The organism is Clostridium sp. BL-8, from assembly GCF_002006495.1.
Taxonomy (GTDB): Bacteria; Bacillota; Clostridia; order Clostridiales; family Clostridiaceae; genus Clostridium.
In genome coordinates this window covers 1-26,481 of record NZ_LZZL01000019.1, presented here as the reverse complement: position 1 = coordinate 26,481, position 26,481 = coordinate 1, and the positions used below count along the sequence as shown (strand labels likewise).

Here is a 26,481-nt window from a genome sequence, read left to right as displayed (position 1 = left end):
TGATTTATTAGATGAATATTAGGAGGAATAATAATGAATAAAAAATTGATAGCGATTTTCACAAGCACGCTTATGGTTTTAAGTATCTTTACAGGATGTGCTAATAATAGTAAGCAGGATACAAGCAAGGCAGATGATAGCTCAAGTAAAAAAAGTGAAGTAACTTTAAAGGTAGGAGCAGCAGTGACACCTCATGCTGAAATATTAGAGCATATTAAACCAAAGTTAAAGGAAGAAGGTATTAATTTAGAAATAGTAACATTAGATGATGAAGGACAATTAAATCCTGCCCTAGATGAAAAGCAAATAGATGCAAATTATTTTCAGCATGTTCCTTATTTAGAATCGGTATCTAAAGAAAAAGGCTATAATTTTGAAGTTGCAGGAAAAGTTCATATTGAACCAATAGGCTTATATTCAAATAAGATAAAATCTATAAGTGATCTAAAGGATGGAGATAAAATAGGAATACCTAATAATCCATCAAATGAATATAGGGCATTAGTGCTTCTTGAGAAAAATGGTCTTATTAAATTAAAAAGTGGTATAACAGATTATTCAGCAACACCAAGTGATATAGCAGAAAATCCTAAGAATCTTCAATTTGTAGAAGCTGATGCAGCACAGTTGCCAAGAGCTCTTGATGATTTAGCAGGAGCAGTTATAAATACTAATGTAATTTTAGATGCAAAAATTGATCCAAACACTGCTTTAATCAGAGAAAGTGGAAATTCTCCTTATGCCAATGTAATTGTAGTAAGAAAAGGTGATAAAGATAGAGATGATATAAAGGCTCTTGTGGCAGCATTGAATTCAGATGATGTGAAAAATTTCATCAAAGAAAAGTATGGTGTAGCAGTAGTACCAGCATTTTAGGAGGAGAGATAAGAAATGTCTTATAAAATAGCATTTGCAAGTAGCGATGGAAAAGTTGTAAATCAGCATTTTGGAAGAGCAAAGCAGTTTTTAGTTGTTGAGGTAGATGACAAAGATTATAAGTATGTTGAAACGAGGGTAAATGAACCAGCATGCCAAGATTTTCAACATACAGAGGAAGCGATGGAAAAATCCATCGAATTAATATCAGATTGTAAAGCAGTTTTTATTGCACAAATAGGACAAGGTGCTTTAGCTTTAGTTGAAGCAAGGGGCATAAAAGGTATAGAAGCACCTTATTTTATAGAAGACATATTAAAAAAGATATTAAATTCAAAAGTAAATATCTTAGATATATATTAACACAATTAAACTATATAAGTTCTAATTAACAATGTACATTTGACAATTAACAATTAATAATGAAATTTTTTAAAAATTTCTAAAACTAATAATTTAGTAAAATGTATTTTCAATTAGAGCTTATATATATTAAAAATTTATAATGGAAAGATATGTAATATAAGGAATATTCAGAGCTTAGTGTTAAATAAAAAGGAAGTGATTTTATATGGGGAATTTTGAGCATTTAGTAAAAACTCATCCGTGCTTAGGAGGAGAAGCACATTTTAAATATGGTAGAATACATCTGCCAGTAAGCCCATCATGTAATATACAATGTAAGTTTTGCAGAAGAGGATTTAATAAATCGGAAATACGCCCAGGGGTAAGTTCACTTCTTCTTACTCCAGAGCAAGCTGTAGAGACTGTTAGAAAAGCATTGAAATTATGTCCTGAAATAAGAGTGGCTGGTATAGCAGGTCCGGGAGATACCCTTGCAACTGATCATGCTCTTGAAACTTTTAGATTGATAAAAAAGGAATTCCCGGAGCTTATAAATTGTTTGAGTACAAATGGACTGCGATTAGAAGAAAGAGCAGAGGAGATTGTAGACGCAGGTGTACAAACTGTGACAGTTACTGTTAATGCAATAGATGCAAGAATACAAAAAGATATATGTTCCTTTGTAATTGACGAATATGGAAATAAATTAAAAGGAGAAGAAGGAGCTAGAAAATTAATTGATGCACAGCTTAGAGGTATTAAGAAGATTAGCGAGTTAGGCGTTATAGTAAAGATAAATAGTGTTTTAGTCCCAGGAATAAATGATGCACATATTAAAGAAATAGCCAGAGTAACGAAAGAATTAGGAGCATCGATACTAAATATAATTCCTTTAATTCCCCAAAATGAATTATCTCATCTTGAAGCTCCAACTTGTGAAGTTTTAAATAAATGCAGAGGTGAGGCAGGAGAATATCTTGATGTATTTAGACACTGTAAACACTGCCGTGCAGATGCATGTGGAGTTCCGGGTAAAAATCAGGATATACACAGTCAGTTATATGACAAAGAAGTTGTGGAGACTTTTTCTCATGGTTAAAATTAAAACATTTTTAGCATAAAATCATAGTAAGCAAATAAGAATAATATGAATATTATATAGAAACTATATATGCATATAAGGTACGTATATGAGGAGGAAATAAAATGAAAATAGAATCAATATTAGTTCATGGAGCTGTTGACGGAGATGAAGCAACGGGATCAGTAAATGTTCCAATTTATCAAACATCAACATATAAGCAGGAGGAATTAGGTAAAAATAAAGGCTATGAATATTCAAGGACAGGCAATCCAACCAGAGAAGCATTAGAGAAAACCATTTCCTTGCTGGAAGGTGGTACAGGAGGACTTGCTTTTAGTAGTGGAATGTCTGCAATTACAGCGGTTTTATCCTTACTAAATAGTGGAGATAAGATAATAATTCCAAGTAACCTTTATGGAGGTACCTTCAGAGTCATTGATAAGGTATTTAAGAATTTCAATATTCAATATGAAATAGTTGATTTTTCCAGAATAAATGATGTTAAGAGAATTCTAGAAGATAATAAAGAGAATGGGAAGATAAAGGCTGTATTTATAGAAACACCTACAAATCCTCTTATGGATATTACAGACATTGAGGAAGTCAGTAAACTTACAAGAGAATATGGTGCGCTAACAATAGTAGATAATACATTTATGTCACCATATCTACAAAGACCTTTAGAATTTGGGGCTGATATAGTTGTTCATAGTGCAACCAAATATTTGGGAGGCCATAGTAATGTAGTAGCTGGATTAATAGTGGTAAATGATGAAAAGCTATGGGAGAAGCTACACTTTATACAAAATTCAACTGGAGGAGTACTTGGACCTTTTGATTCATTTTTATTGCTGCAGGGAATTAAAACCCTAGGCGTCAGATTAGATAGGCATAATGAAAATGCAGAAAAGATAGTGGAATTTTTATTAAAAAATGAATATGTTGATAAAATTTATTATCCAGGCTTAAAGGATTCGAAAGGATATGATATCCATAGAAAGCAAGCGTCAGGATTTGGTGGAGTATTATCTTTTGTTATTAATAAAAAAGTTGATTATAAAAAATTTTTAAGTTCTCTAAGACTTATAACTTTAGGAGAAAGTCTGGGTGGAGTGGAATCCTTAATATGCCATCCGGCAACTATGACTCATGCAGCAATACCATATAAAATAAGGCAGGAAGTTGGAATTGTTGATAATCTGGTAAGATTATCAGTTGGAATAGAGAATATTGATGATCTATTAGAAGATCTAAATAATGCATTTAAGGAGAGTAAAGTAAGATGAATTACGTAAGTGATATAAAAGAACTTATAGGAAAAACCCCCTTAATAAAACTTACTCATATTAATATAAAGGAAAATGTAAATGTATTTGCAAAATTAGAATGCTTTAATCCAGGCGGAAGTGTAAAAGATAGAATTGGCGTAAAAATGATTCAAGGTGCTGAAGAAAAAGGAATATTAAAAAAAGGATATACAATAATTGATGCTACAGCAGGAAATACTGGGCTAGGAATAGCGATAGCAGCAATAAATAAAGGTTATAATATAATTTTTGTAGTTCCAACAAAGTTTTCTATAGAAAAACAAAAATTAATTAAAGCTTTAGGTGCAGAAATTGTTAATACTCCAGATGAAGACGGGATGTTAGGGGCAATAAATAAGGCAGAAGAACTATTGAAGGAAGTTCCAAATAGTATTAGTTTAGAACAATTTGAGAATGAGGATAACCCTTTAGCTCACTATGAAACTACAGGTCCAGAAATATACGAAGCATTGGAAGGCAAAATAGATTATTTTGTGGCAGGGGCCGGCAGTGGAGGTACTTTTACTGGAATCACTAAATTCTTAAAGGAAAGGAATAAAAATATTAAAGGAATACTTGCAGATCCAGAAGGATCAACAATGGTTGGTGGGGAGCATAAAAGTTACAAAATAGAAGGCATAGGAAATGATTTTGTTCCAAAAACCATGGAGATATCTTTAGTTGATAAGGTAATAAAAGTAAATGATGAGGAAGCTTTTGAAAAGGCTAGATTGCTAGCTAAAAAAGAAGGTTTAATTGTTGGATCATCGTCAGGAGCAATACTCGCAGCAGCAGTGAAATTATCTGAAGAAATAGATGGTGGAAATATAGTAGTTGTTTTTCCAGATAGAGGAGATAGATATTTAAGTACAACCTTGTTTGGAGATTAAAAAAGTAAAATAATTAATCAAAAGCACTGGTTATGAAAATGATATCCTAAGCATTAATATATTAGTCATTTCTAATTATTTGATAATGGCTAATATATTAAATTAAATCTTTTATAAATTCTTTAAAACAATCTAAATAAAATGAGGAGAGGTAAATCATGAAAAAGAGAAAAATATTATTGGCAAGTTTAATTACAGTAGGTATGATGTTATTAAACCTGACGGGATGTGGAAATAAAGAAACCTCGCAGCCTGGAACACCTAATGAAATAAGACTAGATTATGCAACATACAATATTGAAAGTTTAGTAATAAAAGAAAAGGGATGGTTAGAAGATGAATTTAAAAAGGATGGTACAAAAATAACATTTGTGCAAAGTCAAGGGAGTAATAAGTCATTGGAATTTTTACAAAGTAATTCAATAGATTTTGGTTCAACGGCAGGAGGAGCAGCATTGATTTCTAAAGCAAAAGACGCTCCAATAGAAGGAATATATATTTATTCAAAGCCTGAATGGGCAGCGTTAGTAACCACAAAAGATTCAAATATAAAATCTCCAGCAGATTTGAAGGGTAAAAAAGTAGCAGCAACAATTGGAACTGATCCATACATATTCTTATTAAGAGCATTAGAAGAGGCTGGATTAACTAAAAATGACATAGAGTTCATTCCTCTGCAGCATTCAGATGGTGCCAATGCCTTGGTCACAAACCAAATAGATGCATGGGCGGGTTTAGATCCGTATATAGCAAAAGTAGAAGTTGAAGATGGAGCAAAACTTTTTTATCGTAATATAGATTTTAATACATATGGATTTTTAAATGTACGAACAGAATTTGCAGAAAAGTATCCTGATTCAGTAAAACGAGTTATTAATGTATATGAGAAGGCTAAAAAGTGGATAGCTGATAATCCACAAGAAACTATTGATATTTTAGCTAAAGAAGCAGCACTTAAACCAGAAATAGCAAAGAAGCAGTTAGAAAGAACTGATTTTAAAGATAGCATTCCTGGAGATGATCAAAAGAAATCACTAATAGAGGCGGCTAAAATTCTGAAAAAGGAAGATATAATACCAGAAGATACAGATATTCAGAAGACAGTAGATGGACTTGTTGTTAGCAGCTATGCAAGTGAAGCACTTAAGTAATATTAAATGAAGAGGTGTCAAGATGAAGAATAGAGTAAAAATATATAAATTTAAATTTAAATATATGATATTACCTCTAATTTTAATTGTAATTTGGCAAATTCTCTCAAGCACAGGAGTATTTAAAGCTAATTTATTTCCAGGACCAATAGTTGTTATAGGTACATTGATAAAATTGTGTGCAAATGGAGAAATAGTAAAGCATGTGCTTATTACAACATATCGTGTTTTCGCAGGATTTTTTATAGGAGCAGGCATTGCAATTGTATTTGGTGCATTATCAGGGTATTATGTTAAAATATTTGAATTATTTGATCCACTTATTCAAGCTTTAAGAGCAATACCGTCTCTTTCTTGGGTACCACTATTCATATTATGGCTAGGGATAGGTGAATCATCAAAGATCAGTCTTATTGCAGTAGGCGTATTTTTTCCAGTTTACCTAAATTGGGTAATGGGGATCAGAGGAGTTGACTTTAAATACATAGAAGTTGGGTTAATACATAGCTTTACACCTAAAGAAATAATTCGTAAAATATTAATTCCAGCTGCGCTTCCAGCGTTGTTTACTGGATTAAGAAGCGGCTTAGGACTAGGTTGGATGTTTGTAGTAGCAGCAGAACTTATGGGGGCAAGTAGTGGTCTTGGATATTTGATGATAATGGGTCAAAATAGTGCTGCACCAGAATTAATACTTGGATCAATTCTTATATTCGCTATAGTTGGAAAACTAACAGATAATATAATTATTTATATAGAAAAGAGAGTATTACATTGGCAAACTTCATTTAAAAGGAGGTAACTATCTATGTCAGCAATTAAGGTGGAAAACTTTGTTAAAACATTTGATAATGAATATAAATTATTTGATAACCTAAACTTAGAAATTGGAGAAAGAGAAATTATAGGAATAGTAGGAACCAGTGGATGTGGGAAAAGTACTTTGTTAAGATCTATAGCTGGCTTAGATACTAATTATGGAGGGAAAATTTATATTAACAATCAAGAAAACAAAGGTATAAGTAAGAAAATAGGATTCATTTTTCAAGAAGCAAGGCTTATGCCTTGGCTAAATGTTGAAGAGAATGTTGCTTTTGGCTTAAAAGAGGAAGATAAAATTAAAAAAGTATCTGAAATCATTAAATTGGTTGATTTAAATGGTTATAGCAAGTATTATCCTAAGGAACTATCAGGAGGAATGGCACAAAGAATAGCAATTGCCAGATCATTGGTTAATTCACCTGAAATATTACTTTTAGATGAGCCCTTTAGTGCTTTAGATGCTTTTACAAAAATGAATTTACAGGATCTAGTTTTAGATATGTGGAAAAGTAATAGAATTTCAACTGTAGTCATAATTACACATGATATAGAAGAAGCAGTATATTTGTGTGATAAATTATTTGTTTTTAGAAAAAACGAAGAACAAGCTATGACTGAAATAAAAATAGAGTCAGAAAGGCCTAGAAAAAGAGGGGATTCATATCTCGTGGAATTAAGAGCTAGTATATTAGAATTATTGAAATTAGAGCCTGAATTTGAAATTTAGGGAGAGGAATATAATGACACAAAGAAATAGTGAATTGAAACAAAAAATAAAGAGACTATCGAAGAGATTAGGAGTTAATATAATAGGGTTTACTGGTGTGGAAAGATGGGAGGAACATGCGGAAATAGATAAAGCATATTATCCTCAAAGTATATGGCCGTGGGCTAAATCAGTTATTGTATTGGGGGTACAGATTTATCTGCCTATGTTAGAGACAACACCATCTGTAGTGTATTCAGAATTATATAATACTACAAATAGAATGTTAGATGATATCTCATATAAAATAGCCAACTCATTAAATCAAGAAGGGCATAGAGCATTCTTTTTCCCAAGAGACTGTTATGGAGATATATCAGTGTTAGTAAGAAAACCAGCTGCAGCATTTTCACATGTTATTGCAGGAAAATATGCAGGACTTGGAACAGTTGGCTATAATCACACATTAATTACAAAGGAGTATGGGCCAAGAGTTAGACTTGTATCAGTTATAACAGATGCAGATTTTCCACAGGATAAAGTTATGGAAAATGATTTGTGCATAAAATGTGAGGCGTGCAAGAAAAATTGCCCTACAGAAGCGTTTACAACTAAAGATACACTTGTAGCTGATATGAATAAATATAGATGTGCAGAGTACCACAAGAATTTAAAAGATGAATTTAGATATCCTTGTGGAGTATGTATCAAGGTATGTCCTATTGGAGAGGACAGAAAATTGTATGGAAAATCATCAATAACACCAGAAGGAATAGAACATTGCAGGAATCATGGTTCTAAAAATAGTAAGTAAAAGTCATAATATATAGATTTATTAAACGAAGTTGACTAGAAAACTAGAGGCTGAGTTCTTTAATATACATTTAAATATTAAAGAGCCCAGCCTTATTATTTATAAATTAAAATTCTAGGAGGTATGAAGCATGGCAAATAAAAAAATTAATCTTGATATTCCAGAAGTTGAGAGTAGAGAACAAAGATTAGGGACAATTATTGCGTGGGATGGGAAAGCGTCAGAATTATCTAAGCAATCTTCTTATGAACGTAGAGGATGTGCTGGGGGAGGTAAACAATGCAGGCTTTGTGAAATAAAGGGGCCTTTTACGCAAGGGTCAGTATGTAGCGAACAAATGGTTGAGTGCCAGGCTGGAAATGTAAGAGATGCAGTACTTATCCAACATTCACCTATAGGGTGTGCTGCTGGCCAGGTACCATATAACTCTATTTATCGTAATGGACTTGCACTTAGAAATTTACCAGTGGAAAATATAAGAATTATTTGTACTAATTTAGATGAAAGTGACATGGTATTTGGAGGAGTTAAGAAATTAAAACAGTCCATTAAAGATGCTTTTGAAAGATATAACCCTAAAGCTATATTTTTAAGCACCTCATGTGCAACAGGAATTATTGGAGAAGATATGGAAAGTGTAGCAAGTGAAGCAGAAAAAGAAATTAACATACCAGTAATTCCACTTGCTTGTGAAGGATTCAGATCTAAGCATTGGAGTACTGGTTTTGATGCCACCCAACATGGAATTCTAAGAAAAATTGTACGTAAGAATCCTAAAAAACAAGAGGATTTAATTAATGTCATTAATCTTTGGGGGTCTGATGTATTTACACCTATACTTGGTGAACTAGGATTAAGAGTAAATTATATTGTAGATTTAGCAACAGTAGGTGATCTTGCTAAGCTTTCAGAAGCAGCTGCAACTGTAGGTTTTTGCTATACCCTATCTTCTTATATGGCAGCAGCATTAGAACAGGAATTTGGAGTGCCAGAAATTAAAGCTCCTCAGCCTTATGGATTTGCAGGAACAGACGCTTGGCTTAGAGAAATAGCAAAAGTTACACATAGGGAAGAACTTGCGGAAGCTTATATTAATAAAGAGCATGAAAGAGTAAAACCAAAGATTAAAGAACTCAAGGAAAAGCTTAAGGGGGTAAAAGGCTATGTCGCAACAGGCTCAGCTTATGCTCATGGATTAATTACAGTGCTCAGAGAGCTTGGAGTAGAAGTCAATGGATCTTTAGTATTTCATCATGATCCAGTTTATGATAGCGGAGATCCAAAGCAGGATTCTCTCAAATTTTTAATAGATAATTACGATGATGTTCCTTCATTTAGTGTAAGTAATAGGCAGCAATATCAATTTTATGGACTTTTAAAAAAGACAAATCCAGATTTTATATTAATAAGGCATAATGGACTTGCACCGTTGGCTTCTAGATTAGGAATACCAGCAGCCCCACTTGGAGATGAACATCTGGCTATTGGATATGATGGGATGATTAATTTAGGAGAAGCTATTTTAGATATCCTTGCCCATAAAAAGTTTCATCAGGATCTCAAAAAACATGTTAAATTACCATATACAAAGTGGTGGCTAGATCAAGAAGATCCGTATATACTTGCAAAGCAGCCAGAAATATTGAATGAAAAAATAATATAGCTGATTTTAAAAGAAGGAGAATGATAAGGTTATGGGAGTTAATGAAAATGTAAATTTGAAACAAACAAATTCTATAAATCAGGTGCGTTACGGGTGTGCAATAGGGTCTATATATACTGTATCGTCAATTCCAGGAGCTATGCCAATTGTAAACTGCGGACCAGGATGCGCAGATAAACAATATACTAGTCTTGCTTTTTATAATGGCTTTCAAGGGGGAGGCTATAGTGGAGGGGCAGTTTCTCCAAGTTCTAATGCAGGTGAAAATGAAGTTGTATTTGGAGGAGAAAACCGTCTTAAAGAGTTAATTAAAGCTTCCCTAAAAATAATGGATGCAGAATTATTTGTAGTTCTTACAGGATGTATTGGAGAAATTGTAGGTGATGATGTAGGTGCAGTAGTTGGAGAATTTCAAAGAAAAGGAGTTCCTATAGTATACGCTGATACCGGTGGGTTTAAAGGAAATAATTTCGTTGGCCATGAACTGGTAACAAAAGCTATTATTGATCAATATGTGGGAGCATATGATGGTGAAAAAGAAAAAGGAGTAGTCAATGTATGGTCGCTTTTACCTTATCAAAATACTTTTTGGAGAGGAGATTTAACTGAAATAAAACGTGTACTTGAGGGTGGAGGACTTAAAGTTAATATTCTATTCGGACCAGAATCAAAAGGTGTAAGTGAATGGAAAAATATTCCTAAGGCACAATTTAATTTGGTACTTTCACCATGGCTTGGGTTAGAGACTGCAAAACATTTAGAAAATAAATATAATCAGCCGTTTTTGCATATTCCAATTATACCAATTGGAGCAAAGGAAACAACAGATTTCTTGCGGAAGGTAGTGGATTTTGCAGGTATCAATAAAGAGCAAAGTGAGGAATTTATAAAGGAAGAAGAGAAGAGTTATTACTATTATTTAGAACACTTTTCGGATTTCTATGCGGAATACTGGTGGGGGCTACCAGCGAAATATGCGGTAGTAGGTGATAGTGCATATAATTTGGCTCTTAATAGATTTCTAGTAAATCAGCTGGGATTAATACCAGCTAAACAAATTATAACAGAAAATCCACCAGATCAATATAGAGAGGCAATATCAAAAGAATATAAGAATTTGGCAGAGGATGTTTCAACAGAAGTGGATTTTGCGGAAGATGGCTATATAATAGGCAAACTGTTAAAGGATACTGATTTTGGACATAAGCCGCCTATTATTTTTGGAACTACATGGGAGAGGGATACTGCAAAAGAGTTAAAAGGAGCAATTATTGAAGTTGGTTTTCCAGCATCTTATGAAGTGGTATTATCTAGAAGCTATGTAGGTTATAAGGGGGCACTTAATTTATTAGAGAAGATTTATACTACAGCAATTAGTGCAAGTGCATAATTAGATGTTATTTAAATGGCATGGATATTTTTATTGAATTATAAAGTTGTAAAATATAAAGCGTAGATATGGCAGATAATTATAGTATAAAGATTATCTGCTTTCTTATTAAAATGGATTATTCAAATGCATGCTAATAAATTACTTAATATGTGTCAATACTAATACTTGAGAGAGATATTATCTATATTGTTTAATATTATTGTGGTAGTATATAGATATATAGGAATAATATATAGTAATGATACAATGGAGGAAGAATTATGGGAATAAAACAAACATTAACAAGTTTTATGAAAGAACCTGCATATAGACCCATGGATATAGAAGAATTAGTAGCTGTATTTGATATAAAGAAAAATGAATATAATGCATTTAAGAAGACTTTAAAAATGATGGAAAATGAAGGCTTTATTATAAGGACAAAAAAAGATAAATATATGATTGCTAAAGAAGGTCATGAAGAAGAAGGATTAATAGTAGGAACACTTCAGGCTCATGCAAAAGGCTTTGGATTCTTGATTCCAGAAGAAGAGGGACAAAAAGATGTGTTTATTCCAGGCAATTGCATGAAAGGAGCAATGAACGGGGATAAAATATCTGTTAGGATAACTAGAGAAGATACGAATACGAAAAAGAGAGAAGGAGAAGTAGTTGACATTATAGAAAGAAATACAGCAAAAATAGTTGGTGTATACGAAGACTCTAGAAATTTCGGATTTGTAGTATCTGAGGACCCAAGAATATCAAAAGACGTATTTATATCGAAGAAGGATAGAAATGGAGCTAAAGATGGCGATGTTGTTACAGTTAAAATAACAAAATGGCCAGAAGGAAATAAAAAGGCAGAAGGGGTAGTAACAGAAGTTCTTGGAAGAAAAGGCGATAGGGGAATAGATATTTTGATGATTATCAAGAAGCTAGGACTTCCAGAAGAATTTAGTGAAAAAGTGCTAAATTATGCTGAAAATATTCCAGAAGAAATTGATGAGGAAGAATATAAAGGCAGAAGAGATTTAAGAGAGTTAAAAATGGTTACAATAGATGGAGAAGATGCCAAGGATTTAGATGATGCTGTATCTATTGAAAAATTAAGTAATGGAAATTATAAACTTGGCGTTCACATTGCAGATGTAACTCATTATGTTAAAGAAAATAATCCACTGGATAAAGAGGCGTTAAAAAGAGCAACTTCAGTGTATTTAATTGATAGGGTAGTTCCAATGTTACCTAGAAAATTATCCAATGGAATATGTTCTTTAAATCCTAAGGTAGATAGATTAACTTTATCCTGTTTCATGGAAATAGATCATAAAGGAAAAGTTGTAAATCATGAGATAGTAGAATCTATTATTAAGACTAATGAAAGAATGACATATACAGATGTTACAAAGATTTTGAGAGATCATGATGAGGAACTGATAAAGAGATATGATTATCTTTATGAAGATTTTAAGATGATGGAAGAGCTTTGTAAGATTTTAAGAGAAAAAAGAACTAGAAGAGGTGCTATTGATTTTGAAATAGCAGAAGCAAAAATAACACTAAATGAACTTGGAAAACCAATTGAAATTAAACCTTATGAACGTGAAATAGCTAATAGGATGATAGAGGAATTTATGTTAGCTGCTAATGAAACAGTTGCGGAGCATATGTTCTGGACTCATTTGCCTTTTGTATATAGAATACATGAGAATCCAGATGAGGAGAAATTAGCTAAGTTTAAGGAATTTGTTTATAATTTAGGGTACAATGTTCATTGGACAGAAGAAATAGTACCTAAGAGTTTTCAAGAAATTTTAGAAAAAGTTAAAGGAAAAAATGAAGAGACTGTCGTTAGCACATTATTGCTCCGCTCTATGATGCAGGCAAAGTATGCACCAGAATGCAGTGGTCATTTTGGACTTGCAGCACAGTACTATTGTCACTTTACGTCTCCAATTAGAAGATATCCTGATTTACAAATTCATAGAATTATCAAAGAATACCTTCATGGAGAAATGGATGAGAAGAGGATAAATAAGTTAAAGAATATAGTTGGATATGCAGCAAAGCAATCATCAGAAATGGAAAGAAAAGCTCAGGATGCAGAAAGAGAAGTTGATGATCTTAAAAAGGCTGAATATATGCAAGAGCGAATTGGCGAAGAATTTGAAGGAGTTATATCTTCAGTTACATCTTTTGGTGTATTTGTTGAATTGCCTAATACAATTGAAGGTTTAGTTCACATCACTGACCTAGATGATGATTATTATATCTTTAATGAAGCACACTTAAGCCTTATTGGTGAAAGAACTAAAAAGTTATATAAGCTTGGAGATAAAGTAAAAGTAGAATGCGTTCATGTAGATATAACAAATAGAGAAGTGTTCTTTAAGATTACTCAGGAACCTGAAAGAGAAGAAATAAAAGATGAATCAAAAGATCAAGTGCTAGAATTAGTATAATTTAATCCACAAATATTAATTCTGATTGATTTGCAAAGATATGTATAATATAATTTTGTTATATTAATGTTATAAGTTAAATTTATAATATATAAGTACTAATTAATAAATTTAATTAGTACTTATGAGTTAAATATTTTAGAAATTCTGAAGGGAAAAGTGAGATAAGTGAGATTCAAATGATAGTTATTCGAACTTTCTCTTTCAGAGCTTCAGCATAAACTGTTAACTGTAAATTGTCCACAGGATACCCTAAAGGGCATGAACTGTTAACTGAACAAAGTGGGTGAGTAAAATGGCAAGAAAAAAGAATGAGAATTCATTAGCTGAAAATAGAAAAGCAAGGCATGATTATTTCGTTGAAGAAGCAATGGAAGCAGGCTTGGTCTTAGTTGGAACAGAAGTTAAATCTATAAGAAACGGGAGAGTAAATCTTAAAGATTGTTATGCAGATATATATAACGGTGAAATATTTATAAAAAATATGCATATTTCACCATATGAACAAGGAAATATATTTAATGTAGATCCGCTTCGTGAAAGAAAATTATTATTGCATAGAGATCAAATACGAAGGCTTGATGGTTTAGTATCTCAAGATGGATATACATTAGTACCGTTATCGCTATATCTAAAAGAAGGTAAAGTTAAAGTGGCTCTTGGAGTGTGCAGAGGTAAGAAAAATTACGATAAGAGAGATTCAATGCTTGAAAAAGCACACAAAAGAGATATAGATAGAGCAATGAAGGAAAAATATAAATAGTAATTATGCACATGAAAATAAATAACGAGTCCAAAATAGCCTTGCAAGGGGACGTTATATTTATTTGATAGTGCCTAAGTCTGAAGTTGGTATAGATATTTTATATCTGACAGGAGACAAATTTACTTAAAAGAAGTATATATACAGTTAAGCTATCTAGGAAATTCATAAAATTGATTTCTAGGTAGTTTTTTAATTGTTAATAAATTTTACTGTAATAGAATATAGAAAAGTGATATTTACATTATAACCTAATTAATATGATAAATAATAACCATATTAGAGCAATTGTTCATAAATTTAAGAATTATATTACACAATGTTAAAAGTGAAGTATAAAGTTTTAACGAACATTTTATATAATTCATAATATAGAAAAATATACATATTATGTAATAATAAAATTAGGAGGGGTTATTATTGAAAAAATTATTAAAGGGGAAAAAATGTATAGCTTTTTTAACTAGCTTATTCTTAGTAATTACATTATTTACAGCTTTTCCATCAGTGGGATATGCTGCAAATACTGAAAAAAACTTTGATATTATTGAGGTTACAGATTTTCATGGAACCTTAAATGATACTTCAGGAAATCCAGTTGCAGGAGTTTTGGCAGATAGATTAAGCAACATAAAAAAATCTAATCCTGATAGAACCTTAATATTAGGTGGCGGGGATTTATATCAGGGATCTGCAACATCAAACATTATGAAAGGAGTTCCTGTGCAGGAAGTCATGTCTAAAATAGGCATGGAAGTAACTACTCTAGGTAATCATGAATTTGACTGGGGATTAGACACAACTTTAAATACAACTATGAAGGGTGCAGCATATTCAATAGTGTGCAGCAATTTATATGATAAACAAAGTGGGAAGAGAGTATTTGATCCGTATAAAATTATAAATAAAGATGGAGTCAAGATTGCAATTATCGGAGGAATAACACTAGAAACAGAAACAAGTGTATCACCTAAGTATGTAAAAGATTATGAATTTAAAGATTTGGCAAGTGAAATTAATTCAGTTGCAGCACAAATAAAACAAAGTAAATTAGCAGATGTAATAATAGCGTTAGTACATGAAGGTGATAAAGGCGACAATGCTACAGGACCAGTATTTGATTTAGCCAATAAACTTCAAAATGTAGATGCGGTGTTTGGAGGTCATAGCCATACTAAAACTGCAGCAATAGCTCAAACTACTAAAATTCCAGTTTATATTGGCGGTTCTAATGGGAAAGGATATATAGATGCAAAATTTGAAATAACTGGTGATAAAAAGGTTGTATTTGATACACCAAAACTTGAATCAAGTTACGTAGCTTTAGATAATGAACAAGGATATAAGGCTGCTAAACCACAAACTGATAGCGATGTTGATAAAATTGTTAAACAGGCTAACAAAGAGATAGAGCCCATGACTAGTGAAGTTATTGGATATAATACAGAAAGCGATTTAACAAGAACATTGGATGTATCTCCTTATGGATCATCAATACTTGGAAATTGGGCATCTGATGTTACAAGGAATGCAGTTAAAGCTGATGTAGGCTTTCAAAATAATGGAGGCCTTAGAATAGATATACCTAAAGGAAATATTACAGTAGGTACTATGTGGCAGTTTATGCCTTTTGATAATACGATATATAAATTAAGCATGACAAAGGCTCAATTAATAGAAGTTTTAGAACAGGCAGTTGCAGATAACAGTAAGGGGTTACAAGTATCAGGTATTAAGATTACTTATGATTCAAAACTTCCATCAGGGCAAAGGGTTAAATCTATAACAAAAGAAGATGGAAGTGAAATTAGTGATACTGAAAAGCTAACTGTAGCAGTTCCAGATTTCGTGGCTCAAGGTGGAGATTCATTTACAGCATTTACAAAGTACGGCGGATTAGATGTGGCAAATGACACTCATACTTTGGTAAGAGATGCATTTATAGACTGGTGCAAAGCTAATAAAGATAAAAATGATAAGAATACAATATCTAATGTGGATATTCCAAGAATGATTAACACATCTAGTTCAATAACTTTGCTCGCAACAACAGATGTTCATGGCACAGTTTTAAATTATGATTATGCAACAGGAAAAGCACCAGCTAAGGCACAGGGCTTAGCTAAAGTTTCATCATATGTTAAAAGTGTAAGACAAAATAATAAGAACGTTATGTTAATTGATAATGGTGATACAATTCAGGGAACACCACTTTCGTATTATTACGATATAATGGATACAAGCTCAGAATATCCAATGGCTAAAGTCATGGGAGCAATGAAATATGATTCCTGGACTTTAGGAAATCATGAATTTAATTATGGTTTAGACGTATTAAATAGAGTGATTGGAGATTATAAAAAAGAAGGAATAGCAGTACTTGGAGCTAATATATATAAGCAGGATGAAACAAATTTTGTACAACCATATATAATTAAAGGTTTTAATATTAATGGAAAAGATATAAAAGTTGCAGTCATAGGATTGGAAAATAAGTGTATACCAAGTTGGGAAGATCAAAAGCACTACGAAGGCTTACATTTTAATGATCTTGTAGATGAAGCTAAAAAATGGGTAAATGAAGTAAAAGGAAAAGGAGCAGATGTAATTATAGTTTCAGCACATAGTGGTCAAGAAAGTGCTGCAGATGTTTTGCCAGAAAACGAGGTTAATGCAATAGCAACTCAAGTTAGCGGGATAGATGCAATTGTTGCAGGGCACACTCATCTAAAGGTTAATGACTTAACTAAAAAGAATCCTGAAGGTAAAATTGTTCCAATAGTTGAATCAACTAAAGGGGCAACAGGAATTGCACAAATAAATATCAATGTTGATTCAAATGGAAAAGTTTCTGGAGTTTCAACAAAAAATGTTGATATAGATAATAGTATACAGGATGATCCAGACATAGTTAATTTAATCAATCCATATGAAGATGCTACAATAAAATATGTAAACACAAAGATTGGAACTTCAACTGGAGAATTTACTGGAAAGGATCAAACTAGTAAGCCGACAGCAATTATGGAATTAATTAATGAAGTTCAAAAAGAAAGTGCGGGAACACAATTGTCTATAGCAGCACCATTAAGTGAAACTGCATATATACCAAGCGGTGATATTACAATTAAAGATATGATGGCAGTTTATGTTTTTGAAAACTTCTTATATGGAGTTAAGATGAACGGTAGACAGTTAAAAGATTGGATGGAATATTCAGTTAGGTATTATGCACAAACAAGTGGAAATAATACAGCAATAACTAAAGATTCAGTATTAAATATTCCTGATTATAACTTAGATCAATTATATGGTGCAACTTATGATATAGATTTAACTCAGCCTGCATGTACTGTTGATAAAGAAACTGGAAGAGTTATTTCAGGAAATAGAATAAAGAACTTAAAAGTCAATGGAGTAGATGTGAAAGATTCAGATAAATTTACTGTTGCAATCAATAATTACAGATATAATGGCGGTGGCGGTTTTATGAAAGCAGCGGGATTAAGTAATACTGATCCAAGCATAGTAACTTATGATTCTGGTAAAGCTCTTGGTGATGATGGACAGGTAAGAAGCTTAATGACAGCATATATAAAAAAACATGGAGAAATATCTCCTAAATGTTCAGTAAATTGGAGTACAGTAACAAGTATAGCCAAAGAAAAAAATGCTGCTTAAATAATAAAAAGAAGATAGAATACAAAACCGTGCATAAACAGATGTTTCTAGTATATGCATGGTTCTATTTTAGAAATTAATAAGTATTTACTTTGCAATAATTGTTTGTATTAGAAATTGTTTGAAGCTTGGAAAAAGTTCTTGCAATATAATTAGATAATATATATAATAATTATAGTAATCCGAGCATAATGCTTTGAATTGAATAAATTAATTGGATTTTGTGGTTGGTTTTTAGATGTTGACAAATGAAAAAATTGTTTATATAATCATTTAAGAAACTAAATTAAATAATCTGATGTCTTATCAAGAGTGGTGGAGGGACTGGCCCTATGAAACCCGGCAACCGAAATATTGTTTATCTCAATATTTATATGGTGCTAATTCCAGCAGCAGAGTAGCTGAAAGATGAGAGGATAAATTTGAGTTGTATTTATGCGCTGGAGATTTATTCTCTGGCGCTTTTGTTTTGAGGTGCATTATTAAAGTGATTAATAATTATTTTATTTTGCTGCCTTAGTTATCCGGAAACTAACAAAACAAAGTCAAAGGAGGAAATGTGTTTTGATAGAAATTAAACACGTAATTAAAAATTTTGGGGAAGCACAAGTTATAAAAGATGTATCGCTAAACATTAAAGAAGGCGAAATTTATGGAATAATAGGTCATAGTGGTGCAGGAAAATCTACATTACTTAGATGCATTAACGGTCTTGAATCTTATGATGGAGGATCAATAAATGTAATGGGGAAAGAAGTTTCTTCATTAGATGGCAGAAGTTTAAGGGAATTTAGAAAAGATTTGGGGATGATTTTTCAAAATTTCAATCTTATGCAGAGAAAGAATGTTTTTGATAATGTAGCTCTTCCACTTGAAGTATGGGGATATAATAAAAACGAAATCAAGGACAAGGTATCAAGATTACTGGATTTAGTTGGATTAAAAGATAAAAAATTAAGCAAGCCATCCGAGCTTAGTGGTGGTCAGAAACAAAGAGTAGCAATAGCAAGAGCATTAGCATTAGATCCTAAAGTATTACTGTGTGACGAAGCGACATCAGCTTTAGATCCTAAGATTACAAAAGATATTTTGGCATTACTTTCTAAGATAAATAAAGAACTAGGAATTACAATAGTCATGGTTACTCATCAAATGGAAGTAATAAAAGAAATATGTGAAAAAGTTGCATTATTAGATGGTGGAGAAATAAAAGCAGAAGGAAGAGCAGAAGATTTATTCTTAAAGCCTGGAAAGTCTCTTAAGAAATTCTTGGGTGAAGAAGATGATGAATTATTACCTGATGATGGAGTTAATATTAAGCTATTCTTCCCAAGTGATTCTTCAGAAAATGCGCTTATAACAAAAATGGCAAGAGAACTCGAAATAGATTTTTCAATAGTTTGGGGTAAGCTTGAAAGATTTAGAAGTGAAGTACTAGGGGGGCTTGTAATAAATATTAAAGAAGAAGATAAGGACAAGGTTATAAAATATCTTGAAAACAGAGATATCTTATTGGAGGTAATTGAATAATGAATGCGATAATAGTAAAAGCTTTAATAGAAACATTAGAGATGGTTTTTGCATCAACTATTGGTTCACTTATTTTAGGATTCATACCTGCAATAATCTTAACAGTTACTGCAAAGGATGGATTAAAACCTAATAAAATTGTTTATACTGTTTTAGATTTAATAATTAATATATTAAGAAGTTTTCCAGTTATCATATTAATGGTTGCAATAATACCTTTAACTAGATTTATTGCTGGAAAATCAATAGGCACAGAGGCAGCTATTGTTCCACTTACGATTGCAGCAGCTCCATTTGTAGCAAGAATAATAGAATCAGCACTTAGAGAAGTTGACAAAGGAATGATTGAGGCAGCAAAATCCTTTGGGGCATCAAATACTCAAATTATATTTAAGGTTATGCTTAAAGAAGCAATTCCTTCAATAGCATCTGGAATAACACTTACAATAATAAGTATTGTTGGGTATTCAGCAATGGCAGGAACAATTGGAGGGGGAGGACTTGGTCAAGTAGCAATAAGCTATGGTTATCAAAGATTCCAAACAGATTATATGGTAGTAACATGTATTGTCTTAATTATAGTGGTACAAGGACTACAGCTTATAGGCAATTATTTTTACAATAAATTATCAAAGTAGGGGGAAATAAACATGAAGAAAAAATCAATTTTATCAATAGTTTTAGCGGGAGTAGTTACACTAGGATTAGTAGGCTGCGGAAATGCTTCTAATACAGGAAGTTCAGATTCTAAAGAAGATAAGGTAATAAAAATTGGGGTTACACCAAAACCACATGAAGAAATAGTAAATGTGGCTAAGCCATTACTTGAAAAAGAAGGATATACAGTAGAAATAACAGAATTTAATGATTATAATCAACCTAACACTGCTGTAGAAGAAGGAGATTTAGATGCAAACTTCTTCCAACACACTCCATATTTAAATGAGCAAAATAAAGCTCAAGGATATCACTTAGTTTCAGTAGGAGCTATACATTTAGAACCAATGGGATTATATTCTCATAAGATTAAGAGCATAGATGAACTTAAAGATGGTGCTACAATCGCTATTCCTAATGATCCATCAAACGAAGCTAGAGCATTAAAGCTATTAGCAGGTAAGGGATTAATTAAAATTGCAGATGGTGAATTAGTTACACCAAAGGATATTACAGAAAATCCTAAAAATTTAAAATTTAATGAATTAGATGCAGCAACAGTTCCAAGATCAGTAGATGATGTTGATGCAGCTGTAATAAATGGAAACTATGCATTAGATGCTAACTTCACTCCAGCAAAAGATGCTATAATAATTGAAGATAAAGATTCAGAAGCAGCTAAACCTTATGCAAACATTGTTGTTGTAAAAGAAGGTAATGAAAATAAAGATAAAATTAAAGCTTTAATGAAAGCAATGACTTCACAAGAAGTTAAAGACTTTATAAATAAGGAATACAATGGATCAGTAATTCCAGTATTTTAGTTTTAGACATATAGAATTGTTATCTATTTGATTGTGTCTTATAGGATGATTTTTGAAAGAGTACTCTGAATGAAAGAGTACTCTTTCTTTTATATATTGAATTATTATTTAATTTATATAAATTTTATTATCATATTGCTAATTTAAATCATGAGTCTTTATTTATCCATATTAAATGTAATAGCAATTTATCATTGAAATTTATATAAGTAAGTATTTGCTCATATGAAGTTCATTATTGAAAACATATTTATTATTATAAGCAAGTGTGCAGAACTAAATCTTTAATAATTATCTGGAATAATGTATACTTTTAAGTATATTTAGGAAGATAATTTTAAAGGGGAATAAAAATATGAACATATCAGAGGTAAAGGTTAAATTACTTGGAAGTGATATATTAAGTATTATTAATGAATTCGTTAAAATTGAAGGATTAACATTAACAAGCATATCAATTAATAACGGAATATTATTAGAAGGAAATTTTAGAAAAAGAATTAAAATAGAATTTGCAGTAAAAGTAGAATTAATTGAATGTATGCAAAATAAAATTAATTTTAGAGTAGTTGAGGCAAAGATTTTAAACTTAGGAGTATTTAGGGTTTTTAGAAGTTTTGCATTAAAACAATTGTTAAAGTTATTTAAAGAATATGGGATACATAGTCAAAAAGATAGAGTGATAGTAGATGTTAACACAGTACTTAAGGATGTGCCTTTTGTTGAGCTTAATATTGATGAGATATTTATGAAAAGATCTGAGTTATGGGTGGAAGCTAGTAATGTTAATATTTCTATAGCAGGAAATTTGATAAAGAAGATAGAAGTGGAAGAAGCTAATGAAGAAGATGAAGAGGCAAAGTTAGCATTAGAAATTACGGAAAAAGTTGAAGACAGCTATTCAAAAGGAAGAAAAATTGTAGAGGACAAGCTTCCTGAGTTTACTGAGAAATACAAAGAATACATATTTATACTGCCTGATATAATTTCGCTGATTTATAGATTGCTTAAGGATAAACGAGTACCTATAAAGACTAAATTAATAATGTCAGCAGCTATAGGTTATGTAGCAATGCCAAGTAATTTAATACCTAATAAGATACCTTTTGTAGGAGCAATTGATGATATTGGAGTTATACTATTTGCACTAAATAAAGTTCTTAAAGATATTCCGTTATCAATAATAGTAGAGAATTGGCAAGGTAGAAATGATTTGGTCATAGTATTACAAAAAGGCGTTGAATATTTAATGGATTTTACTAAAGCTGGCAATGTGGAAAAGTTATACTCTGTTATTGCAGAATTATCTACATTATAAAAGCTTTCTGATATTTAGGATATAATATTAGTTAGAAAATATCAAATAAGAAAGGGTAAATACAATGGCTAAAAAAGTTTATGCTATACAATATGGATATGATTTAAAAAATGATAAAAAAGTAGAGAATATTATAGTTAATACGTGGGGAGAATGTTTAGGATACGTTAAAGGAGTAAAAGGAGCTAAATATAAGAGCTTTGAAAACTTAGAAGATGCAAAAGCATATTTAAATGAAGGAAATAGAATGTTAAAAAAGAGCGATGAGAATTATCCTAAAGACTGCCTTCATGCTTATGTTGATGGAAGCTATAATTCTTCAGATGGAAGATACTCATATGGTTTAGTATGTGTAAATAATAATGTGGTAGAATACATAGAAAGTAATGCGGAAAAGGATTCATCAGAAAAAAACATAAGGCAAATAGCAGGTGAGCTTAAAGGAGCTCTTAAAGCTGCTCAATATGCTTTAAGGCAAGGTCAAAAAAAATTAGTTATATTTCACGACTATGAAGGAATAGCTCATCATGCAACTGGCTCATGGGAAAGAAAAGAAGAATCTTCAATGGAATATTATGAAAATATGCAAAAGCTAATGAATTCTGGGATTGAAGTAATATTTGTTAAAGTGGATAGTCATACAGGTGATTTATTTAATGAACTTGTGGATGAGAAATGTAAGGAAGTTCTAGGAATACCTTCTGATAAAGCAGTCGAAAAATTACTTAAAAAAAACATTATAGAAGTTTCTAGTATTGAAGTAAAAAATCAAATATTAAGTGTAGCGCCATCTTCTGATAATCACATAATTATAAGTGGTAGTGATAATAAAAATGAAATCTTAGATGAAATAATAGAAGAAAATAGTGAAGAAGCTGATGAGCAAAGTAGATTTAAAGAAATTGTAAGCTTGTATAAAAATAATTCTAAAGAATGCAAAAAAATAGTTTCAAAATTGTTAAGCAAGGAAAAAGAAAAATTTATTTTATATTTATTGGAACAGCTTTAGGGGATTTCATCTTTAATTTGAAATAAGAAGTAATCATTCAATAAATTAACTTGGATAACTTCTTGATTACTACATAATCTACTTATAGAAAATTAAATTAATATTAAAGAGGTGTTGATTATGGAAAGATTCTCAAAAGGAATGATGGCAGGGATTTTAATAGGAGTGGCTGTTGAAATGGCAATGATGCCATACTATGATGATAGAAGCCCTCAAAGAACAATGAAAAGAGCAGGAAGAAGAATGAGAAATATGGCTGAGTCTACTTATCATGGAATTCATGGCTGGATGAGATAATAAATAGAGTAGCTACAAAAAATTGAATTTTAATAATGCTACATTTTGGATAAAAAGACATGAGCGGTTTTCATGTCTTTTTATTTTTTGTTTATTTTATTTATATTTTTTGGCATAAAAATGGATAATACAATTAAATTATATAAAATTTGGGGTACGTTTATATTTTTGTGCAGTTTTTTATAAATTTATGTTATAATTAAGGAAAAATATATTAATCGATTAAAGAATTTGTTGAATAGAGAAGGATTGAAAAAATGGAAATTCTATCACTAGGAGAAAAAATTAAAAAACGAAGAAAAGAATTAAATATGACATTAAAAGATCTAGCTAAAGACAGAATAACTCCAGGACAAATTAGTTTGGTTGAGTCTGGTCGCTCAAATCCATCAGTTGACTTATTAGAGTACTTAGCAAATGCACTAAATACTACAGTAGAATATTTAATGGAATCGGAAGAAAGCCAAGCAGAAAAAATAAGCTTATACTATGAGCAGGTAGGAGAATCTTGTATATTACAAGGTGACTATGAAAAAGGACAAAGATATATTGATAATGCTTTATATTATTGCGAAAAGTATAATTTGGAGTATAGGAAGGCAGTAATATATTTTATTACAGCAAAATCTTATATGTATAAAAAGGATTTCCCTTTAGCTCAAAAATTTTTCTTGTCTGCAAATGTAATTTTTGTTAAAAGTAATAACTATGAACAAATAATAAAAACTTTTTTAAACCTAGCTAATATAGCTTTAGAATTAAAAGCTTATCATTCTGCCAGCAGTTACTTAAAGCAAGCAGAAAAAGTTTACCTTGATAATAAAGTTGTAGATGATTTCTTAATGGGAGAAATCTATTATAATATGTCTAGAACTTATTATGATGTAGAAGATTTAGAATCGGCATTAAAATACTCATATTTAGCAAAGGAAAGATTTGAACAAATATATAATGATGAAAATTACGCAAAAAATTTATTTGGCCTAGCAGAAGAGTTTAACAAAAAAGGTGATTTAATAAATGCTATAAAATACTCAAAGAAAACGTTAGAGGTATATAAAAAAATACAATATAACAAGAGCATAGTAAATATAGAGCATAACTTGGGTAAATTATTTTATGAATTAGGAGATTTAGAAGAATCAATCAAGCATTATGAAATATCTAGAAATGTTAGTGCTCAAAATCATGTAGGTCATATCAATGATATATTGATAGATATATGTACATGTTATTTAAAATTAAAAAATATTGAGCAATGCAGTAAAATATTAAAAAATATAGAAAACAGTATTGATGAAAATGACGTTGATAGAAAAATAAAATGTAAGTTAATTAAATATACTTTGTTTAATATTGAGGACAAAATTGAACAAGCAGAAACTGTATTAATTGATACGTATGTTTTAGCAAAAGATAGTGGAAGATTAGCTAAAGCAGGAGAATTAGCTATGAGGGTCGGGAAATATTTCATAGATAAAAAAGAAGAGGAAGAAGCAGCCTATTATTTGAATCAAGGAATAAAATTATTTAATGAAGCTGAGAAATTAGAAAATTAAAAGGCAAAAAACTAAGAGTAAATGGGTGATATATTTTGGAAATACTGTCTACTGGTGAAAAAATAAAAAGAGCTAGGATATTTAAGGGAATTACATTAAAAGAATTATGTGAAGATAAAATATCAATAGCTAAGATGAGCTGCATAGAGAATGGGAAGATCAAAGCAGATAAAGAATTACTTAAATATATAGCGAAAAAAATTGAAATTGATTTAGAATACTTAATAGAAGATGTTTATGAACAAATATCTAATAACTTAAAAATAATGAAAAAGAATGTTTCATGTGATACTGATTCAGAAAATAAATTAAGAGATAATTTAAATTATGCACTTAAGTATAAGTATTATGATTTAGCTTTCGACTTAATACATATATTATTCTCTTACTATGTAGAGGAAAATAAGGTCGAAAATATTCAATTAATAGTGTCTCAATACTATGATTTATATCAAAGAGATAATACAGAAGAAAATACTATAATATATTTTAAAGACATGGCTAGATATCTTTCTCAAAATGGAGAATATATAGAAGCAATTTCTTATTATAGTAAGCTCAGAGAAATGTTCGAACAGAAAAAAGAAATGGTTATTAGTGAATATTGCTTAATAAGCTATAATGAAGCTTTATGCTATCAAAATTTAAAAAAATTAGATGAGGCTTATGCCATTCTCTCAGGAATTATAGAATATGTTGATAATCTTAAGACTGATGAAAGTAAGGGGAAAATTTATCACATATACGCAGCTATATGCATTAAATTAAAAAAAGACTGTGTAGATAAATATAAGAAGAAAGCTTTCGAATACCAAAAGTATAATCCTATTTTATTGGCACTATCTCATGGAAATTATGGAAGGTATTATTTTGAGGTTGGTGAAAAGGAAAAGGCAATTAAAGAAATAGAGGAAGGAATTAAGATATTCCCAAGAGATAATATCGAAAAAAATGTGGAATTTTTAAATTATTGTACTGGAATTCTGATAGATAATTCAGAGTACGAAATAGCATGTAAAATAACAGAAGAATCATTAAATAAAGCAATTATTACAAACAATATAAAATTAATTGAAAAATCGTATTATTTAAAAGGAATAATACTTCAAAAAATGGATAGATACTTGGAAGCTGAAAAATATATGAATTTATCTTTAGATTCATTATTTAAATTTGGTACAAGAGAAGAAAGAAAGAATCGTTATATGGATATGGGAAAGCTTTATTATAAATTAGGATCAACAACAGATTCATTAAAGTATTTTAATTTAGCTCTTTCTGTAGATAAGAAAATTTGACCTGTTGTAAAATGAAATTGAACTAATAAAAAATCCATAGTTGATTATTC

22 protein-coding genes and 1 riboswitch are annotated in these 26,481 nt (G+C 30.8%); all 22 genes read left to right on the top strand.

The genetic code is table 11. From position 1 onward, the window contains the following. Positions 1-33: 33 nt before the first annotated feature. Positions 34-876 carry a MetQ/NlpA family ABC transporter substrate-binding protein gene (locus CLOBL_RS08605; RefSeq protein ID WP_077858643.1) on the top strand — a complete coding sequence of 281 codons (843 nt, stop codon included), beginning with the start codon at positions 34-36 and terminating at the stop codon, positions 874-876. A gap of 15 nt (positions 877-891) precedes the next feature. Then, a complete protein-coding gene (locus tag CLOBL_RS08600; RefSeq protein WP_009172478.1) occupies positions 892-1,239 on the top strand; it encodes a NifB/NifX family molybdenum-iron cluster-binding protein in 348 nt (115 codons plus the stop codon). Between the two features lie 208 nt (positions 1,240-1,447). Further along, a complete protein-coding gene (locus CLOBL_RS08595; RefSeq protein ID WP_077858642.1) occupies positions 1,448-2,320 on the top strand; it encodes a radical SAM protein in 873 nt (290 codons plus the stop codon). 107 nt (positions 2,321-2,427) lie between these two features. Further along, positions 2,428-3,591 carry a PLP-dependent aspartate aminotransferase family protein gene (locus CLOBL_RS08590; protein WP_077858641.1) on the top strand — a complete coding sequence of 388 codons (1,164 nt, stop codon included), beginning with the start codon at positions 2,428-2,430 and terminating at the stop codon, positions 3,589-3,591. Further along, a complete protein-coding gene (gene cysK, locus CLOBL_RS08585; RefSeq protein ID WP_077858640.1) occupies positions 3,588-4,502 on the top strand; it encodes a cysteine synthase A in 915 nt (304 codons plus the stop codon). The genes CLOBL_RS08590 and cysK overlap by 4 nt, the downstream gene beginning before the upstream one ends. Before the next feature lie 158 nt (positions 4,503-4,660). Further along, a complete protein-coding gene (locus CLOBL_RS08580; RefSeq protein WP_077858639.1) occupies positions 4,661-5,653 on the top strand; it encodes an aliphatic sulfonate ABC transporter substrate-binding protein in 993 nt (330 codons plus the stop codon). Positions 5,654-5,675: 22 nt separating this feature from the next. After that, a complete protein-coding gene (locus tag CLOBL_RS08575) occupies positions 5,676-6,455 on the top strand; it encodes an ABC transporter permease (protein WP_077858638.1) in 780 nt (259 codons plus the stop codon). Between the two features lie 6 nt (positions 6,456-6,461). After that, positions 6,462-7,202, top strand: coding sequence for an ABC transporter ATP-binding protein (locus CLOBL_RS08570; RefSeq protein ID WP_077858637.1), 741 nt, complete (start codon positions 6,462-6,464; stop codon positions 7,200-7,202). 13 nt (positions 7,203-7,215) lie between these two features. Next, the gene (locus CLOBL_RS08565) at positions 7,216-7,995 is read left to right on the top strand and encodes a 4Fe-4S binding protein (protein WP_077858636.1); all 780 of its coding nucleotides are present in this window, start codon (positions 7,216-7,218) and stop codon (positions 7,993-7,995) included. Between the two features lie 130 nt (positions 7,996-8,125). After that, the gene (locus CLOBL_RS08560; RefSeq protein WP_077858635.1) at positions 8,126-9,658 is read left to right on the top strand and encodes a nitrogenase component 1; all 1,533 of its coding nucleotides are present in this window, start codon (positions 8,126-8,128) and stop codon (positions 9,656-9,658) included. Positions 9,659-9,689: 31 nt separating this feature from the next. Continuing rightward, positions 9,690-11,048 (top strand): nitrogenase component 1, encoded by a 1,359-nt coding sequence (locus tag CLOBL_RS08555; protein ID WP_077858634.1) that lies wholly within the window; start codon positions 9,690-9,692, stop codon positions 11,046-11,048. Positions 11,049-11,311: 263 nt separating this feature from the next. Then, the gene (gene rnr / locus CLOBL_RS08550) at positions 11,312-13,495 is read left to right on the top strand and encodes a ribonuclease R (protein WP_077858633.1); all 2,184 of its coding nucleotides are present in this window, start codon (positions 11,312-11,314) and stop codon (positions 13,493-13,495) included. A gap of 295 nt (positions 13,496-13,790) precedes the next feature. Then, positions 13,791-14,258, top strand: coding sequence for an SsrA-binding protein SmpB (smpB, locus tag CLOBL_RS08545; protein WP_009172464.1), 468 nt, complete (start codon positions 13,791-13,793; stop codon positions 14,256-14,258). Positions 14,259-14,678: 420 nt separating this feature from the next. Further along, positions 14,679-17,939 carry a 5'-nucleotidase C-terminal domain-containing protein gene (locus CLOBL_RS08540; RefSeq protein WP_077858632.1) on the top strand — a complete coding sequence of 1,087 codons (3,261 nt, stop codon included), beginning with the start codon at positions 14,679-14,681 and terminating at the stop codon, positions 17,937-17,939. Positions 17,940-18,239: 300 nt separating this feature from the next. After that, a riboswitch (SAM riboswitch) is annotated at positions 18,240-18,354 on the top strand. Between the two features lie 149 nt (positions 18,355-18,503). Then, positions 18,504-19,469 carry a methionine ABC transporter ATP-binding protein gene (locus CLOBL_RS08535; protein ID WP_077858631.1) on the top strand — a complete coding sequence of 322 codons (966 nt, stop codon included), beginning with the start codon at positions 18,504-18,506 and terminating at the stop codon, positions 19,467-19,469. Next, a complete protein-coding gene (locus CLOBL_RS08530; protein ID WP_077858630.1) occupies positions 19,469-20,107 on the top strand; it encodes a methionine ABC transporter permease in 639 nt (212 codons plus the stop codon). The genes CLOBL_RS08535 and CLOBL_RS08530 overlap by 1 nt, the downstream gene beginning before the upstream one ends. A gap of 12 nt (positions 20,108-20,119) precedes the next feature. Further along, positions 20,120-20,950 carry a MetQ/NlpA family ABC transporter substrate-binding protein gene (locus CLOBL_RS08525; protein WP_077858629.1) on the top strand — a complete coding sequence of 277 codons (831 nt, stop codon included), beginning with the start codon at positions 20,120-20,122 and terminating at the stop codon, positions 20,948-20,950. A 355-nt stretch (positions 20,951-21,305) separates the two neighbouring features. Further along, positions 21,306-22,268, top strand: a complete 963-nt coding sequence (locus CLOBL_RS08520) for a DUF1232 domain-containing protein (RefSeq protein ID WP_077858628.1) — start codon at positions 21,306-21,308, stop codon at positions 22,266-22,268. A 64-nt stretch (positions 22,269-22,332) separates the two neighbouring features. Further along, positions 22,333-23,277 (top strand): ribonuclease H family protein, encoded by a 945-nt coding sequence (locus CLOBL_RS08515; protein WP_077858627.1) that lies wholly within the window; start codon positions 22,333-22,335, stop codon positions 23,275-23,277. 120 nt (positions 23,278-23,397) lie between these two features. Further along, entirely contained in the window at positions 23,398-23,574 is a 177-nt protein-coding gene (locus tag CLOBL_RS27470) for a YtxH domain-containing protein (RefSeq protein ID WP_143323852.1), read from the top strand. A 257-nt stretch (positions 23,575-23,831) separates the two neighbouring features. After that, a complete protein-coding gene (locus tag CLOBL_RS08510) occupies positions 23,832-25,133 on the top strand; it encodes a tetratricopeptide repeat protein (RefSeq protein WP_077858626.1) in 1,302 nt (433 codons plus the stop codon). Positions 25,134-25,168: 35 nt separating this feature from the next. Next, on the top strand, positions 25,169-26,431 hold the full coding sequence (locus CLOBL_RS08505) for a helix-turn-helix transcriptional regulator (protein ID WP_077858625.1): 1,263 nt from the start codon (positions 25,169-25,171) through the stop codon (positions 26,429-26,431). Positions 26,432-26,481 lie beyond the last annotated feature (50 nt).

Coding starts and splice junctions, on each gene's coding strand:
- CLOBL_RS08555 (WP_077858634.1), top strand. CDS start 9,690: ATGGGAGTTAATGAAAATGTAAATTTGAAACAAACAAATTCTATAAAT.
- smpB (WP_009172464.1), top strand. CDS start 13,791: ATGGCAAGAAAAAAGAATGAGAATTCATTAGCTGAAAATAGAAAAGCA.
- CLOBL_RS08590 (WP_077858641.1), top strand. CDS start 2,428: ATGAAAATAGAATCAATATTAGTTCATGGAGCTGTTGACGGAGATGAA.
- cysK (WP_077858640.1), top strand. CDS start 3,588: ATGAATTACGTAAGTGATATAAAAGAACTTATAGGAAAAACCCCCTTA.
- CLOBL_RS08605 (WP_077858643.1), top strand. CDS start 34: ATGAATAAAAAATTGATAGCGATTTTCACAAGCACGCTTATGGTTTTA.
- CLOBL_RS08565 (WP_077858636.1), top strand. CDS start 7,216: ATGACACAAAGAAATAGTGAATTGAAACAAAAAATAAAGAGACTATCG.
- CLOBL_RS08525 (WP_077858629.1), top strand. CDS start 20,120: ATGAAGAAAAAATCAATTTTATCAATAGTTTTAGCGGGAGTAGTTACA.
- CLOBL_RS08520 (WP_077858628.1), top strand. CDS start 21,306: ATGAACATATCAGAGGTAAAGGTTAAATTACTTGGAAGTGATATATTA.
- CLOBL_RS08530 (WP_077858630.1), top strand. CDS start 19,469: ATGAATGCGATAATAGTAAAAGCTTTAATAGAAACATTAGAGATGGTT.
- CLOBL_RS08570 (WP_077858637.1), top strand. CDS start 6,462: ATGTCAGCAATTAAGGTGGAAAACTTTGTTAAAACATTTGATAATGAA.
- CLOBL_RS08580 (WP_077858639.1), top strand. CDS start 4,661: ATGAAAAAGAGAAAAATATTATTGGCAAGTTTAATTACAGTAGGTATG.
- CLOBL_RS08515 (WP_077858627.1), top strand. CDS start 22,333: ATGGCTAAAAAAGTTTATGCTATACAATATGGATATGATTTAAAAAAT.
- CLOBL_RS08575 (WP_077858638.1), top strand. CDS start 5,676: ATGAAGAATAGAGTAAAAATATATAAATTTAAATTTAAATATATGATA.
- CLOBL_RS08595 (WP_077858642.1), top strand. CDS start 1,448: ATGGGGAATTTTGAGCATTTAGTAAAAACTCATCCGTGCTTAGGAGGA.
- rnr (WP_077858633.1), top strand. CDS start 11,312: ATGGGAATAAAACAAACATTAACAAGTTTTATGAAAGAACCTGCATAT.
- CLOBL_RS08560 (WP_077858635.1), top strand. CDS start 8,126: ATGGCAAATAAAAAAATTAATCTTGATATTCCAGAAGTTGAGAGTAGA.
- CLOBL_RS27470 (WP_143323852.1), top strand. CDS start 23,398: ATGGAAAGATTCTCAAAAGGAATGATGGCAGGGATTTTAATAGGAGTG.
- CLOBL_RS08510 (WP_077858626.1), top strand. CDS start 23,832: ATGGAAATTCTATCACTAGGAGAAAAAATTAAAAAACGAAGAAAAGAA.
- CLOBL_RS08600 (WP_009172478.1), top strand. CDS start 892: ATGTCTTATAAAATAGCATTTGCAAGTAGCGATGGAAAAGTTGTAAAT.